We start from the raw sequence: 13,105 nt of genomic DNA, 5'->3' as shown, positions 1-13,105 counted from the left end.
GATTGAGGAGACAACCATGAACCCGACACTGCCCCAAACCGGCGACCTTGACCAGGCCTATACAGCGCTCGCGGAGGCCACGGCCCGTGTCGGCGAGGCGAGGGCGCCACTGCTGCTGGCCACGCTGGCGCTCGCGTTGCTGAGCCGCCAGCCCGACGCCGGCGAAGCCCTGGCGCTGATCGCCCAGGCCGAGCGCCTGGCGGCCACCTGATTCCGATACCCCTTCCCGATCACCCATAACCATTTCACGGAGACAAAACATGCACCGCCTTCCCGCTTCCCTTCGCCGCCTGCTTGCCGTACTGGCGCTGGCCTCCACCGCCGCTTCCGCGCAGACCTGGCCGGCACGCCCCATCGAATGGGTAGTGCCTTACCCGGCGGGCGGCGGCTCCGACGTGGTGGCGCGCGCGTTGACCGAAGCCATGGGCCAGGCCCTGGGCCAGCCTCTCATCATCAACAACAAGCCGGGGGCCGCGACCAACATCGGCGCCGACTACGTGGCCCACGCCAAACCCGACGGCTACACCGTGCTGACCGGCGACACCGCCACGCTGGCGGCCAATCCGGCGCTCTACACCAAGCTCAGCTACAGCGCTGAAAAAGACCTGGCGCCCATAGGCCTGCTGGCGCGTTTCCCGATGATCCTGGTCGTCAACCCCGCCGTGCCTGCCAAAAACCTGGCCGAGTTCACGGCCTGGGCCAAGACCCAGAAGGGCGGCGTCAGCTACGCCACGCCGGGCGCCGGCAGTCCGCACCACCTGGCCACGGAACTGTTCCGCGGCAAGACCGGCCTCAACCTGGTGCATGTGCCGTATCGCGGCGCCGCACCGGCGGTGCAGGACGTGGCGGGCGGGCAAGTGCCTTTCATGTTTGTCGACACTGCCAGCGGCATGGGCTTTATCAATGCCGGGCGGCTGCGCGCCATTGCCATCGCGAGCCCGCAGCGCGTGAAGAACTTCGAGACCATCCCCACGCTGGACGAACAAGGCCTCAAGGGTTTTGAAGCCTACGCCTGGCAAGGCCTGGCCGCGCCGGCCGGCACGCCGGACGCCGTGATCGCCAAGCTCAACAAGACGCTGGTGGACGCCCTGAACTCCACGCCTGTCAAGGCGCGTTTCCAGGTGCTAGGCCTGGAACCCACGCCCAGCACGCCGGCGCAGATGGCCGGTTATGCCAAAGCCGAACGCGAAAAATGGGCGCAGGTCATACGCGCCAGCGGCATCAAACTGGACTGAGTGGACTGAAAATGGAGTCCCTGCCACCAAGGTGAAGACCGACATGATCAAGCTCGACAGAACCCTGACCTACCGCCTGCACCTGCTGCACAAGCTGACCGACCTGGAAAGCCAGCGTGCCTATGTGGCCGGGGCCGGGCTGTCGATGAGCGACGGCCGCTGCCTCACGGCGGTCGGCACCTTCGCGCCGCTCTCGGTCAACGACCTCGCGCAAAAAGCCAACCTCAACAAGGGCCAGGCCAGCCGCGCCGCCCAGTCGCTGGTCGAGCAGGGCCTGGTGGTCAAGGCCGCCAGCCCGACCGATGGGCGCGGTGTGGTGCTGACCATGACACCCAAGGGCAAGGCCGCCTGGCAGCGCGCCATGCAGGTGGTGGGCCAGCGCAACCAGGACATCTTTGGCGTGCTCAGCGCGGCCGAGCGCGAGCAGCTCAGCGGCTTTTTCGACCGGCTGATCGCCAAGGCCAGGGCCGACGGCGGCGCGGTGGAAGACACCGGCGAAGAATGACATGGGAACTTTGGAGAGACTTCAATGAACACGATGACCACCTTGCGTTACCAGTCCGGCTTCGGCAATGAATTCGCCAGCGAGGCCGTCGCCGGCGCCTTGCCTGAAGGGCGCAACAGCCCGCAGCGTGCGCCGCACGATCTGTACACCGAGCTGGTCTCGGGCACGGCCTTTACCGCGCCGCGCGCCGACAACCGCCGCACCTGGCTCTACCGCCGCCAGCCTTCGGTGGTGGCGGGCGGTTACCAGGCTTATGTGCAGCCGCAGTGGACCACGGGCGCCGCGGGCGGTGTGGCCGTGCCGCCCGACCCTTTGCGCTGGAGCCCCTTCGCGATTCCCGCGCAGCCGCTGGATTTTGTTGACGGCCTGCGCACCGTGGCGGCCAACGGCGACGCCGATGCGCAGACCGGCATTGCCGCGCACATGTACGTCGCCAACCGGTCGATGGCGCGGCGCGCATTGGTCAACGCCGACGGCGAAATGCTGCTGGTGCCGCAGCAAGGCCGGCTGGTGCTGACGACCGAACTCGGCATCATGGACGTTAAGCCCGGTGAAATTGCCGTGCTCCCGCGCGGCATGGCCTTTAGCGTGGCCTTGCCCGACGGCGCTTCGCGCGGCTATGTTTGCGAGAACTACGGCGCGCATTTCCGCCTGCCCGAGCTCGGCCCCATAGGCTCCAACGGCCTGGCCAATTCGCGCGATTTCCTGGCGCCCGTGGCGGCCTTCGATGCCGCCGATGAAGCTGGAAAGCCTTACGAGATCATCAAGAAGTACGGCGGCCGTTTGTGGTCGGCGCAGCAGCCGCGCAGCCCCTTCAATGTGGTGGCCTGGCACGGCAACCTGGTGCCCTGCAAATACGACACGGCGCACTTCATGACCATAGGCTCCATCAGCTACGACCATCCGGACCCGTCCATCTTCACCGTGCTGACCTCGCCCTCGGACACACCGGGCACGGCCAACTGCGATTTCGTGATCTTCCCGCCGCGCTGGATGGTGGCCGAGAACACCTTCCGTCCGCCCTGGTACCACCGCAACCTCATGAGCGAGTTCATGGGACTGGTGTACGGCCAGTACGACGCCAAGCCCGAAGGCTTCAAGCCGGGCGGCGCCTCGCTGCACAACTGCATGGTGCCGCACGGCCCGGACACCGAGGCGTTTGAAAAAGCCAGCACGGCCGAGCTCCAGCCGCACAAACTCGACAACACCCTGGCCTTCATGTTTGAAAGCCGCTACCGCTTTATCCCCACGGCCTATGCGATGGACGGCGGTTCGCTCGATACCGCCTATGCCGGCTGCTGGGCCGGGCTCAAGGACCAATTCAAGGCTTGATGCCTGCCACCCATTTTTGCAAAGCCGACCATGATGAATTCGCTGAATGCCACCCACGACTCCCAGCTGCGCAGCTGGGTAGCCTCCGCCAATAAGGCCGGCGCCGACTTCCCCATCCAGAACCTGCCTTTCGGCACGTACAGCCTGACGCCGCAGGGCGAGCGCCGCATCGGTATCGCCATCGGCGACCAGGTGCTGGATTTGCGCGCGGCCGGGCTGGTCCATGTCAGCGACATGAATGCGCTGATGGCGACAAGCCCGCAGGAGATGAGCGCGCTGCGGGCCGCGATCTCGCAAGGCCTGACTGAAGGCAGCGCGAAGCAGCGCGAGTGGTCGGGCTTTTTGCACGCCCAGGATGCGGTGACCCTGCACCTGCCTTGCCGCATCGGCGACTACACCGACTTTTACACCGGCATCCACCATGCGACCACGGTCGGCAAGCTGTTTCGTCCCGACGCGCCGCTGCTGCCGAACTACAAATGGGTGCCCATCGCTTATCACGGCCGGGCATCGTCCATTGGCGTCAGCGGCCAGCAATTCCCGCGGCCGCTGGGGCAGACCAAGGGTCCGAACGAGGAGGCGCCGGTCTTGCGGCCCAGCCATCGCCTGGACTACGAGCTCGAACTCGGCGTGCTGGTGGGGCAGGGCAACGCGCTGGGCGAAGCTGTGGGCATGGAGCAGGCCGAGGCCCATGCTTTCGGGATGGTGTTGCTCAACGACTGGTCGGCGCGCGACGTGCAGGCCTGGGAATACCAGCCGCTGGGCCCTTTCCTGGCCAAGAATTTCGCGAGCACGATCTCTCCCTGGATCGTCACGCTGGAGGCGCTCGCGCCGTTTCGTGCGGCCTTTTCGCGCCCCGAGGGCGACCCGCAGCCCTTGCCTTACCTCGACTCGCCGGGCAACCGGCAACAGGGCAGCCTGGACGTGGAACTCGAGGTCTGGCTACACACGCAAGCCATGCGCGACGCCAGCCAGGGACCCGAGCGCCTGTCGCAATCCAACTTTCGCGACGCCTATTGGACGGTGGCGCAAATGCTCACGCACCATACCGTCAACGGCTGCAACCTGCAGCCCGGCGATCTGCTGGGTTCGGGCACCTTGTCTGGTGCGCGGCCCGAGCAGGCCGGCTCGCTGCTGGAACTCAGCGCCGGCGGCAAAAACGCCTTGACGCTGTCCAACGGCGAGACGCGCACCTTCCTCGAGGACGGCGACGCCGTCATCCTGCGTGCCTGGTGCGAGCGCGAGGGTTTCCAGCGCATCGGTTTTGGCGAGTGCTGGGGCCAAGTGCTGCCGGCGCGCTAAAAGCGGTCACGTTTCGTCCGCGAGCGAAGCATAGGGTCGGTGTTTGGGGCAAAAATAATGGCCATGCACCTCGATACCAACCCTGAAAACATCCTCGCGGCATCCGCCCATCGCAATCCCTATCCGTATTACGCAACCCTGGCCGCAGGCCCGGCGTTGGTGTTTGACGCGCCGCGCAAACTCTGGATCGCCAGCAGCGCCGTGAGCGTCAAAGAGGTGCTGGGCAATCCGGCCTGCCGTGTGCGCCCCGTCGCGGAGCCCGTGCCGGCAGCCATCGTCGGCTCGGCGGCCGGCGAGGTCTTCGGCCACCTGGTGCGCATGAACGAGGGCCTGCGGCACGACGCGCCCAAGCTGGCTTTGGAGCGGTTTCTGGCGGCGGTGGATCTGGAGCGCGTGGAGGCCAGGACGGAAGCGCTGGCCTTGCAAGTCGCGGGGGAGGGCGCTTTGCGAGGCGCCGCACTGTCGCGCTGGGCCTTTGAGGTGCCCGTGATGGCCGTGGCCGACCTGCTGGGTTTTGCCGAAGACGAGCTGCCGCGAGTGGCGCGCTGGATGGCCGACTTTGTCGCCTGCCTGTCGCCGCTCAGCACGCCGGCCCAACTGGCGGCGGCCGGCGACGCCGCTTCGGCCTTGCTCGCGCGCTTTGCGGAGCTGGTGCAAGCGACGGCGGCCCAGCCCGGCAGCGCGCTGGCGCGCCTGCAGCGGGAGGCGGCGCAGGCCGGCTGGCACGATGCGCAGGCGCTGCTTTGCAATGCGGTCGGCTTGCTGTCGCAAACCTATGAAGCCACGGCGGGTTTGATCGGCAACAGCATCGCGGCCTTGGCCACACGGCCCGGCCTGCTGGAGGCCATGGAACGCGAGCCCGGCCAGTTGCTGCGGATGGTCCATGAGGTCAGTCGTTATGACCCTTCCATCCACAACACGCGCCGCTTTGTGGTCGAGGCCACCGAGGTCGCGGGCATTCCGCTGCAGGCCGGCGATGTGGTCTTGCTGGTGCTGGCCGCCGCGGGCCGCGATCCCGCGTGCAATGCCAGGCCCGGCGAGTTCCTGCTGGAGCGCCCGGACCGCGAGGTACCCGGCTTCGGCCATGGCGCGCACCAGTGCCCGGGCCAGGCGCTGGCATGCGTGATCGCGGCGGCGGCCATCCGGGCCTTGCTGGTGCCGGGGCGGCTCAAGGACACCGCGTCGTTCAGCTGGACTTACCGGCCGTCCATGAATGCCCGGATTCCGGTCTTCACCGCTTGATGCCACCATCACATCATCTCGTCCAGCAAAAAAAGGGCTCCCCATGATTGCGATTATTTTTGAAGTGCTGCCCGCCCAGGGCCAGAAGCAGACCTATCTCGACATTGCCGCGGCGCTCAGGCCGCAGCTTGAAAAAATCGACGGCTTTATTTCCATTGAGCGCTTTGAAAGCCTGAGCACGCCGGGCAAGCTGCTGTCGCTGTCCTTCTTCCGCGATGAGGCCGCCGTGCTGGAATGGCGCAAGCTGGAAACCCACCGCCAGGCGCAAAGCCGCGGGCGCGGCGGGGTGTTTGAGGACTACAGGCTGCGTGTGGCCCATGTGCTGCGCGATTACGGCATGACCGAACGCGACGAAGCGCCTGCCGACAGCCGGCAGGTTCACGGCTGAGTTCGGGGTCCGCGATTCCGGCGCGGCGGCCACCACCACCAGCCCAGCAAGACCAACATGCCGAAGGCGGAGTAGGCCACGACGAACATCCAGGCCGGCGCGTTGAAAAAGATCAGCCTTGAAAGCCAGTGCTCGATAAACGATTCGGCATAAGCTTCTTGCCCGGCCTGCAATCGCAGCGACTGTTCCCAGAGGGTGAGGGGGCAAGTCTGGCCCAGCCAGCTTTGCAGCACCACAAAGGCGATCAGCGCCAGGTGCGCCAGCCGGACCCACAGCTTGCGCACCCAGGCCCAGCCGCGCAGGCCGCCGGCCATGAACAGCAACTGTCCCAGCACGGCAAAAGCCACGATGGCCGCGTGCAGCAGCAACATCAGGTCGGCGAGCAAGCTGGCGGTGTAAGGGGTCATGGCTTTGATTTGGAGGTGAAAAGCGGTGCAATCCGTCGCCGCTGAGCCACTTTAACCACGCTAGGGGTCCGTAGTGAGGCCTTTGTAGGGCTTAAATGCCGGATAAAGAGGCACAACTCAGGGTAAACCTTACAATCGAGGGTTACCCAAAGCCCCCATGAACGCCCCCGTCGACGTCTCCTTCTTTACGCGCGCCGCCAAGCCGCTGACCAGCTACCGCAAGTACTGGGCGGCCCGCTTCGGCACCGCCAAGTTTCTGCCCACCAGCCGGGCCGAGATGGACGCGCTTGGCTGGGACAGCTGCGACATCATCGTGGTCACGGGCGACGCCTATGTCGACCACCCGAGCTTCGGCATGGCCGTCATTGGCCGCATGCTGGAGGCGCAAGGATTTCGCGTCGGCATCATCGCCCAGCCCGAATGGCAAAGTGCCGACCCCTTCAAGGTGCTGGGCAAACCCAACCTGTTTTTCGGCGTGACCGCCGGCAACATGGATTCGATGATCAACCGCTACACGGCGGACCACAAGATCCGCAGCGACGACGCCTACACCCCCGGCGACATAGGCGGCAAGCGCCCCGACCGCGCGGCGCTGGTGTATTCGCAGCGCTGCCGCGAGGCCTACAAGGACGTGCCCATCATCCTGGGCGGCATTGAAGGCTCGCTGCGCCGCATCGCGCATTACGACTACTGGTCCGACAAGGTCCGCCGCAGCGTGGTGGTCGATGCGAAGTGCGACCTGCTGCTCTACGGCAATGCCGAGCGCGCCATCGTCGAGATCGCGCACCGCCTGGCCGCCAAAGAGCCGGTCGCCAGCATCACCGACGTGCGCGGCACGGCCTTTATACGCCGCAGCGGCGACGAGAGCGCCCAGGGCTGGTTCGAGATCGACTCCACCAGTGTCGATGCGCCGGGCCGGGTTGAAGCACACGTCAACCCGTATTTGATGATTTCCGACCAGGCGCGCGAACAGGGCGCGACCTGTGCGCGTGAGGATGAGGCGACTGAAGTGGCGGTCAAGGCCGAGTCGGCGGGTTCACCCGTTGTGGCGAAAGCGGCGGCGCAAGCCAATCCGGCCATCAAGCCGCTGACCTTTGTGGCCAACCCAAACCTCCCGTCCACGGTGCACACCGCGCAGGGCAAGATCAAGGTCCCGCCGCGCGACCGCTCGGTGATACGCCTGCCGTCCTACGAACAAGTCAAGAGCGATGCGGTGCTCTATGCCCACGCCAACCGCGTGCTGCACCTCGAAACCAACCCCGGCAACGCCCGCGCGCTGGTGCAGGCCCACGGCGAAGGCGCCACGGCGCGCGACGTGTGGATCACGCCGCCGCCCATCCCGCTGACCACGGCCGAGATGGACTACGTCTTCGACCTGCCTTACGCCCGCTCGCCGCACCCGCGTTATGCCGACGAAAACGGCAGCCACGACGGCGCGACCAAGATTCCCGCGTGGGAGATGATCCGTTTTTCCGTCAACATCATGCGTGGCTGCTTCGGCGGCTGCACCTTCTGCTCGATCACCGAGCATGAAGGCCGCATCATCCAGAGCCGCTCCGAAGACTCGGTGATCCGCGAGATCGAGGCGATCCGCGACACCGTCAAGGGTTTTACCGGCGCGATTTCCGACCTGGGCGGGCCCACCGCCAATATGTACCGCATAGGCTGCAAGTCGCCCGAAATCGAGGCCGCCTGCCGCAAGCCTTCCTGTGTGTACCCGGGCATCTGCTCCAACCTCAACACCGACCACAACCCGTTGATCAAGATGTACCGCCGTGCGCGGGCCTTGAAGGGCGTGAAGAAGATCCTCATCAGCTCCGGCCTGCGCTACGACCTGGCCGTGCAAAGCCCCGAGTACGTGAAAGAGCTGGTGACGCACCACGTGGGCGGCTACCTCAAGATCGCGCCCGAGCACACCGAGCAGGGACCGCTCACCAAGATGATGAAGCCCGGCATCGGCAGCTATGACAAGTTCAAGCAGATGTTCGAGAAGTACAGCCTCGAAGCCGGCAAGAAGCAGTTCCTGATCCCGTATTTCATCGCGGCCCACCCGGGCACCAGCGACGAAGACATGATGAACCTGGCGATCTGGCTCAAGAAGAACGGCTTCCGCGCCGACCAGGTGCAGACCTTCTACCCCAGCCCCATGGCCACGGCGACGACGATGTACCACACCAACAAGAACCCGCTGCGCAAGATCACGCGCGACAGCGAGACGGTGGACATTGTGCGCGGCGAACGCCGGCGCCGGCTCCACAAGGCCTTCCTGCGCTACCACGATCCCAACAACTGGCCGGTGCTGCGCGAGGCGCTCAAGGCCATGGGCCGCGCCGACCTGATCGGCAACGGCAAACACCACCTGATCCCGACCTTCCAGCCGCTGACCGACGGCAGCTACACCAGCGCGCGGCGCAAGAACTCGACGGGCACCGCTGCCCCGGCCAAGGCCGCGCCGGTGGTCAAAGGCCGTTTGCTGACGCGCCACACCGGCCTGCCGCCGCTGGCGCAGGGCGCCGGCGGCAAGCCTTCCGGCCGCAAGAGCCGCTAGGGCGCCGGGCGAAAGCCCGGCCAGCCGCACACCTTTCTGGCAAGATGCTTCCCAGTGCCTCGGCGGCCAGCGCATCGCCGCAGCAGGCTCCTGATCCACAACCCCACGGGGAGATCCATGCCGATTGCCATGCCCATTTCCTGGTCCATCGCACGCAAAGTGCTCGTGGCTTTCACCATGACCGCCGTCACGGCCTGTGCCTGGCTGGCCCCGCTGGACGCGCCGGCCATGCGGCAGGTCGATGCCGGCCTCAAGCGAGCGCTGGTCAGTTTCGCGACGGCGCGCCTGCTCAATGCCGTGATCTCGGTCGCGCAGGGCACCGAAGCCTCGGTGCAGCCCTTTGGCGTGGGCGTTACCTTCACGCCCGGGCAAATCCTGGACCCGGTGAACGACCTCGTGGAGCAGTTCTCGCACCTGATGCTGGCGGCCAGCGTTGCCTTCGGCATCCAGAAGGCGCTGATCAGCATAGGCGGCTACTGGCCGGTGTCACTGGCCTTGAGCGCCGCGGCGCTGGGCTGGTGGTGGTTCCAGCTGCGCAGGTCGCGGGCGCCGCCCTGGCTGTCCAGGCTGCTGGTGATTTTGCTGATGCTGCGCTTTGCCGTGCCGGTGGTGACCCTGGGCAGCGACCTGCTGTGGCAAAAATTCCTGGCGGCCGACTACGCGGCCAGCCAGCAATTGATAGACGGCGCGACGGGCCAAGCCGTGCAACTCAACCCCGCCGCCGCGGCCGCGCCCGACAACCGCGGCCTGGTCGACAGCATGAAAGACTGGCTGGCGAAAAACGGCGACGTGGGCCGGCATTTCGAGAACCTCAAGCGCGCGGCAGAGCAGGCCACCGAACACATCATCAAACTCATCGTGATCTTTGTGCTGCAGACCCTGGTGATTCCCTTGCTGCTGCTATGGGCCCTGTATGCCTTTGTCCGGCAGGTGTTTGAGCGGCCCGCGCGAGGCGGCGTGTTGGCACCAGGCTGATGGGATGCCATCCTTGTAAACTTGCCCGACACAAAAAAGGGAGATGCAATGACGGGATGGTTTGCACGCAGTGCATGGTGCCTGGTTTGGTTTTTTCTGCTGGGTGCCAAAACCGCTGTGGCGGCAGATGCGCCCGTTTGCCCACCGGCCGCCAAGCCGTTTTCCCCGGAGCTGTTTGATGCCGCGGCCAGGCAGGCCCGTGACCGCGGGCCGCTTTGGCGCATTACCAAAGACGGCCGCTCCTCCTATCTCTACGGCACCATCCACGTGGGCAAAGCGCAATGGGTGCTGCCCGGGCCGCTGGTCAAGCGGGCTCTGCAGCAAACCGACATGGTGGCCCTGGAACTTGACCCGCTTGACGAGTCGGTCCAGCGCGAGATGGCGGCCGTACTGGCTTCCAAAGGACCGGGCAAACTGCCTGCGGCACTTCAGGCTCGCGTGAAAAAACTATGGGAGGCCGCATGCCTGCCGGAGGATGTCTTGAGACAGGGGCCGGCAGAAATGCATGCATTGACGCTGACATTCATGGCTGCTCGCCATGATGGCTTTGATCCCAGCTACGGCAGCGAAATCATGCTTTCCCTGATAGCCCGGAGCGTGGGACGACCGGTGGTGTCCCTGGAGACGGTCGCGCTTCAGCTCCAGGGGATTTTTGCCCAGGACGATACCGAGGTCGAAGCCATGGTCCGCGATTGGCTCGATGACGTGGAGGCGGACCGATTGCGTCCGGTGCTGCGCAAGGTGGCCCTGGTGTGGGAGACCGCTGATCTGGCCGAACTCGACAACTACAAGGCCTGGTGCGAATGCGCCAGGACCGAAGCCGAGCGAAAGTTGCTGAAAAGGGCACTGGACGATCGCAATCCCGGCTTGGCGCGGCGCATCCATGAACTCCATGGCGAGGGGCGAAAACTTTTCGCCGCGGTGGGGGCCATGCACATGACTGGCTCGCAAGGCCTTCCGGCCCTGATGGCGGCACGCGGCTACCAGGTTGAACGCCTGTTCTGAACCTGCTGCTTCGCGGCAGATGTCGCCGGCACATCGTTCGGCTAAGATGCGGCGCATGCAACTCCAGCTTTCTCCTCCCTCCGTCGCTCTGTGATGCACCCGGCTTGACGCCCGGCTGCGCCCTTTGGCCGTGCCAGTTCCGGCGGAACGGCGCGCGGCCTTGAGTTGACGCGCCTGCCTGCTTTTTTCGCGGCGACCCCGCCTGCGGCAGGCGCACGGACGGAGAATTTTCATGAAAACCCAAACATCGGCCACCCTGGCCTGGGGCGGTGTCTTGCTTGCGGGCGTCTTGTGGGGCGTGGGCGCCCTGGTGGCCCAGTCTGTGATGGCCGGGGGCATGGCGCCCTACAGCCTGTCCCTGGCGCGCTTCGCGCTTGGCCTGCCGCTCTTGTGGTGGTGGCACTGGCGGCAGTTGCCGGTCGCGCCGCATACCGCCCAATGGCGGCAACTGCCGCGTCGCGGCCAGGCGCTGGTTGTGGGCACCGGCCTGGCCATGGCGCTCAACGTCACGAGCTGGTTCATCGCCATGGGCTATATAGGCGCGGCGCTGCCGACGGTGATCTCGATCTGCTGCGCGCCGGTGATCGTCGCGCTGCTATCGGTGCTGCGCGGCTATGAGCGCGCCAGCGGCCGGTTGCTGCTGGCTTTGGGCCTGGCCTTGCTGGGTGTGGGCCTGATCGCCATGCCAGGCGAGGGTTTGAGCCTGCCGGCGCATTACGCGGCCGGCCTGGCTTGGTCGCTGGCTTCGGCCGCGCTGTATTCGCTGGTGGTGCTGGGCAATGCGCGCATGCCCTCGCACATTCCCGCGGTCACGGCCTCAGCCTGGAGCATGAGCGCGGCCGCCTTGCTGATGCTGGCCATGGCTGCCGTGCAAGGCGTGACCTGGCCGCAGCACACCACCGCCTGGCTGCAGGTGGCTTACACCGGCATCTTCACCACGTCGATCGCCTACCTGGCCTTCGCCTGGGGGGCGCGGCGCCTGTCGCCGACCGCGACGGTGATAGGCACGCTGGTGGAGCCGCTGGTGGCCGCCGTCGCAGCGGCCTGGCTGTTTGCCGAGCCCTTGAGCGCGCAGCAGGGCGTGGGCGCCTTGCTGCTGGGAGCAGCGATGGTGGTGCTGGCGCGACGGGCTTCGTGAGTTCGCGCAGGGGCGCTCAGGCCGCCAGCGTGTGCAGCGGAATGTCCTTCTCGACGGCCAGCGCGTCCAGCTCCTTGCGCGTCATGCCGCGGAGCCAGGTTTCAATCGCCGCATGCGTGGCCGATGCGAACATGGCCTTCATGCCCGAGGCCTGGACGCCAGCCGCGGCACACAGGCTGGCCGCGAAGTGCGGCTCCAGCGCCGCCAGCGCGACGCGGCCGTCCTTGCAGGCGTAGAGGCGGTAGCCCGCATGGCCGCCGCCAACGGCCGCGCCGGGTTGCGTCAGGCCCCAATTGCGCGGCAGGGCCAGGTAGCCGGCCGCGGCGGAAAGAGCCACCTCGAGACAGGCGCCCTTGCCCTTGCTTCGCTGGTGCATTACGGCTTGCAGCACGGCTTCGCTGGCCATCAGCGAGCCGCCCATGTCGGCGTACAGCGTGGCGGGCAAGTCCAGCCCGGTGACCAGGTCGTTCTCGGCCAGGTAGGTCAGGTCGTGGCCCGGTTCTTCGGCGCGCTCGCCTGGGCTGCCGACGATGGCGACCTGGCTTAGCTGCGGGTGCTGCTGGTGCAGCGCCTTCCAGCCCAGGCCCAGCTTGGCCAGCGCCGACGGCCGGAAGGAGGTGAGCAGCACGTCGGCCTTCGCGAGTTCGCGGTGCAGCAAGGCCTGGCCGCGTTCAGTTTTGAGGTCGGCCGTGGCGGTGCGCACGCCGTTGTGCAGCGCCGTGTAGGCCTTCGGGTTGTAGAGCTTCATCGGGTCGCCCGAGGCGCCGGCCGACGCGCCTGCCGGTGCGGGCGGTTCGAGTTTCACGCAGCTCGCACCCATCTGCCGGCAGCGCATCAGCGCCGCCGGGCCGGGCAGGTTGAGTGCCAGGCTCACGACGCGGACGCCTTTCAGCGGCTGGATAGGAGCGGGCGAGGAGTGCGTTTTGCGGGCGGCGGGTGATTTGGAAGTGGGCATTGAATGAGGTGGAGAAGCGTGAAGAGAAGGCTGGCCCGGCTTGTCGGTGTGCAGGCAATTTACCCCAAACCTT

13 protein-coding genes are annotated in these 13,105 nt (G+C 66.4%); 11 read left to right on the top strand and 2 right to left on the bottom strand.

Going from position 1 to position 13,105, the window contains the following annotated elements:
- The first annotated feature begins 16 nt into the window (after positions 1 to 16).
- From AC1D1F_RS06435 to AC1D1F_RS06405, 7 genes are all read left to right on the top strand, one after another.
- Entirely contained in the window at positions 17 to 211 is a 195-nt protein-coding gene (locus AC1D1F_RS06435; RefSeq protein ID WP_477675380.1) for a hypothetical protein, read from the top strand.
- Between the two features lie 49 nt (positions 212 to 260).
- The gene (locus AC1D1F_RS06430) at positions 261 to 1,235 is read left to right on the top strand and encodes a Bug family tripartite tricarboxylate transporter substrate binding protein (protein ID WP_477696404.1); all 975 of its coding nucleotides are present in this window, start codon (positions 261 to 263) and stop codon (positions 1,233 to 1,235) included.
- A gap of 43 nt (positions 1,236 to 1,278) precedes the next feature.
- Positions 1,279 to 1,740, top strand: a complete 462-nt coding sequence (locus tag AC1D1F_RS06425) for a MarR family winged helix-turn-helix transcriptional regulator (RefSeq protein ID WP_477679143.1) — start codon at positions 1,279 to 1,281, stop codon at positions 1,738 to 1,740.
- Positions 1,741 to 1,764: 24 nt separating this feature from the next.
- Positions 1,765 to 3,072, top strand: a complete 1,308-nt coding sequence (gene hmgA, locus AC1D1F_RS06420) for a homogentisate 1,2-dioxygenase (RefSeq protein WP_477679142.1) — start codon at positions 1,765 to 1,767, stop codon at positions 3,070 to 3,072.
- A gap of 30 nt (positions 3,073 to 3,102) precedes the next feature.
- Positions 3,103 to 4,374: a fumarylacetoacetase gene (gene fahA, locus AC1D1F_RS06415; protein WP_477696403.1), complete on the top strand. Its 1,272-nt coding sequence runs from the start codon at positions 3,103 to 3,105 to the stop codon at positions 4,372 to 4,374.
- Between the two features lie 63 nt (positions 4,375 to 4,437).
- The gene (locus AC1D1F_RS06410) at positions 4,438 to 5,616 is read left to right on the top strand and encodes a cytochrome P450 (RefSeq protein WP_477675876.1); all 1,179 of its coding nucleotides are present in this window, start codon (positions 4,438 to 4,440) and stop codon (positions 5,614 to 5,616) included.
- Positions 5,617 to 5,659: 43 nt separating this feature from the next.
- Positions 5,660 to 6,004 carry an antibiotic biosynthesis monooxygenase family protein gene (locus AC1D1F_RS06405; RefSeq protein WP_477675877.1) on the top strand — a complete coding sequence of 115 codons (345 nt, stop codon included), beginning with the start codon at positions 5,660 to 5,662 and terminating at the stop codon, positions 6,002 to 6,004.
- Here AC1D1F_RS06405 and AC1D1F_RS06400 read toward each other — a convergent pair.
- Complete coding sequence (locus tag AC1D1F_RS06400; RefSeq protein ID WP_477675878.1) at positions 5,995 to 6,411, bottom strand: DUF2784 domain-containing protein; 417 nt, start codon at positions 6,409 to 6,411, stop codon at positions 5,995 to 5,997. The two genes, AC1D1F_RS06405 and AC1D1F_RS06400, sit on opposite strands and share 10 nt — an antisense overlap.
- 157 nt (positions 6,412 to 6,568) lie before the next feature.
- On the opposite strand from AC1D1F_RS06400, the gene AC1D1F_RS06395 reads away from it, so the two are divergent.
- The 4 genes from AC1D1F_RS06395 (at position 6,569) to AC1D1F_RS06380 (ending at position 12,077) form a co-directional block, all read left to right on the top strand.
- Positions 6,569 to 8,959, top strand: coding sequence for a YgiQ family radical SAM protein (locus tag AC1D1F_RS06395; RefSeq protein WP_477675879.1), 2,391 nt, complete (start codon positions 6,569 to 6,571; stop codon positions 8,957 to 8,959).
- Between the two features lie 129 nt (positions 8,960 to 9,088).
- Positions 9,089 to 9,934 carry a hypothetical protein gene (locus AC1D1F_RS06390; RefSeq protein ID WP_477675880.1) on the top strand — a complete coding sequence of 282 codons (846 nt, stop codon included), beginning with the start codon at positions 9,089 to 9,091 and terminating at the stop codon, positions 9,932 to 9,934.
- A gap of 48 nt (positions 9,935 to 9,982) precedes the next feature.
- Positions 9,983 to 10,939 (top strand): TraB/GumN family protein, encoded by a 957-nt coding sequence (locus AC1D1F_RS06385; protein ID WP_477675881.1) that lies wholly within the window; start codon positions 9,983 to 9,985, stop codon positions 10,937 to 10,939.
- Positions 10,940 to 11,171: 232 nt separating this feature from the next.
- Positions 11,172 to 12,077, top strand: a complete 906-nt coding sequence (locus AC1D1F_RS06380) for a DMT family transporter (RefSeq protein ID WP_477675882.1) — start codon at positions 11,172 to 11,174, stop codon at positions 12,075 to 12,077.
- 16 nt (positions 12,078 to 12,093) lie between these two features.
- On the opposite strand, the gene AC1D1F_RS06375 is transcribed toward AC1D1F_RS06380, so the two are convergent.
- Positions 12,094 to 13,032: a CoA transferase gene (locus AC1D1F_RS06375; protein ID WP_477700675.1), complete on the bottom strand. Its 939-nt coding sequence runs from the start codon at positions 13,030 to 13,032 to the stop codon at positions 12,094 to 12,096.
- Positions 13,033 to 13,105: the final 73 nt, after the last annotated feature.

The organism is Polaromonas sp. P1_H6 (assembly GCF_056405195.1).
Note: the sequence above shows the minus strand (reverse complement) of the source record. Positions and strands in the feature narration are given on the sequence as shown.

What these genes read in the sequence shown, in the direction of transcription:
- AC1D1F_RS06435 (WP_477675380.1), top strand. Translation starts at nt 17, where the DNA reads ATGAACCCGACACTGCCCCAAACCGGCGACCTTGACCAGGCCTATACA.
- AC1D1F_RS06430 (WP_477696404.1), top strand. Translation starts at nt 261, where the DNA reads ATGCACCGCCTTCCCGCTTCCCTTCGCCGCCTGCTTGCCGTACTGGCG.
- AC1D1F_RS06425 (WP_477679143.1), top strand. Translation starts at nt 1,279, where the DNA reads ATGATCAAGCTCGACAGAACCCTGACCTACCGCCTGCACCTGCTGCAC.
- hmgA (WP_477679142.1), top strand. Translation starts at nt 1,765, where the DNA reads ATGAACACGATGACCACCTTGCGTTACCAGTCCGGCTTCGGCAATGAA.
- fahA (WP_477696403.1), top strand. Translation starts at nt 3,103, where the DNA reads ATGATGAATTCGCTGAATGCCACCCACGACTCCCAGCTGCGCAGCTGG.
- AC1D1F_RS06410 (WP_477675876.1), top strand. Translation starts at nt 4,438, where the DNA reads ATGCACCTCGATACCAACCCTGAAAACATCCTCGCGGCATCCGCCCAT.
- AC1D1F_RS06405 (WP_477675877.1), top strand. Translation starts at nt 5,660, where the DNA reads ATGATTGCGATTATTTTTGAAGTGCTGCCCGCCCAGGGCCAGAAGCAG.
- AC1D1F_RS06400 (WP_477675878.1), bottom strand. Translation starts at nt 6,411, where the DNA reads ATGACCCCTTACACCGCCAGCTTGCTCGCCGACCTGATGTTGCTGCTG.
- AC1D1F_RS06395 (WP_477675879.1), top strand. Translation starts at nt 6,569, where the DNA reads ATGAACGCCCCCGTCGACGTCTCCTTCTTTACGCGCGCCGCCAAGCCG.
- AC1D1F_RS06390 (WP_477675880.1), top strand. Translation starts at nt 9,089, where the DNA reads ATGCCCATTTCCTGGTCCATCGCACGCAAAGTGCTCGTGGCTTTCACC.
- AC1D1F_RS06385 (WP_477675881.1), top strand. Translation starts at nt 9,983, where the DNA reads ATGACGGGATGGTTTGCACGCAGTGCATGGTGCCTGGTTTGGTTTTTT.
- AC1D1F_RS06380 (WP_477675882.1), top strand. Translation starts at nt 11,172, where the DNA reads ATGAAAACCCAAACATCGGCCACCCTGGCCTGGGGCGGTGTCTTGCTT.
- AC1D1F_RS06375 (WP_477700675.1), bottom strand. Translation starts at nt 13,032, where the DNA reads ATGCCCACTTCCAAATCACCCGCCGCCCGCAAAACGCACTCCTCGCCC.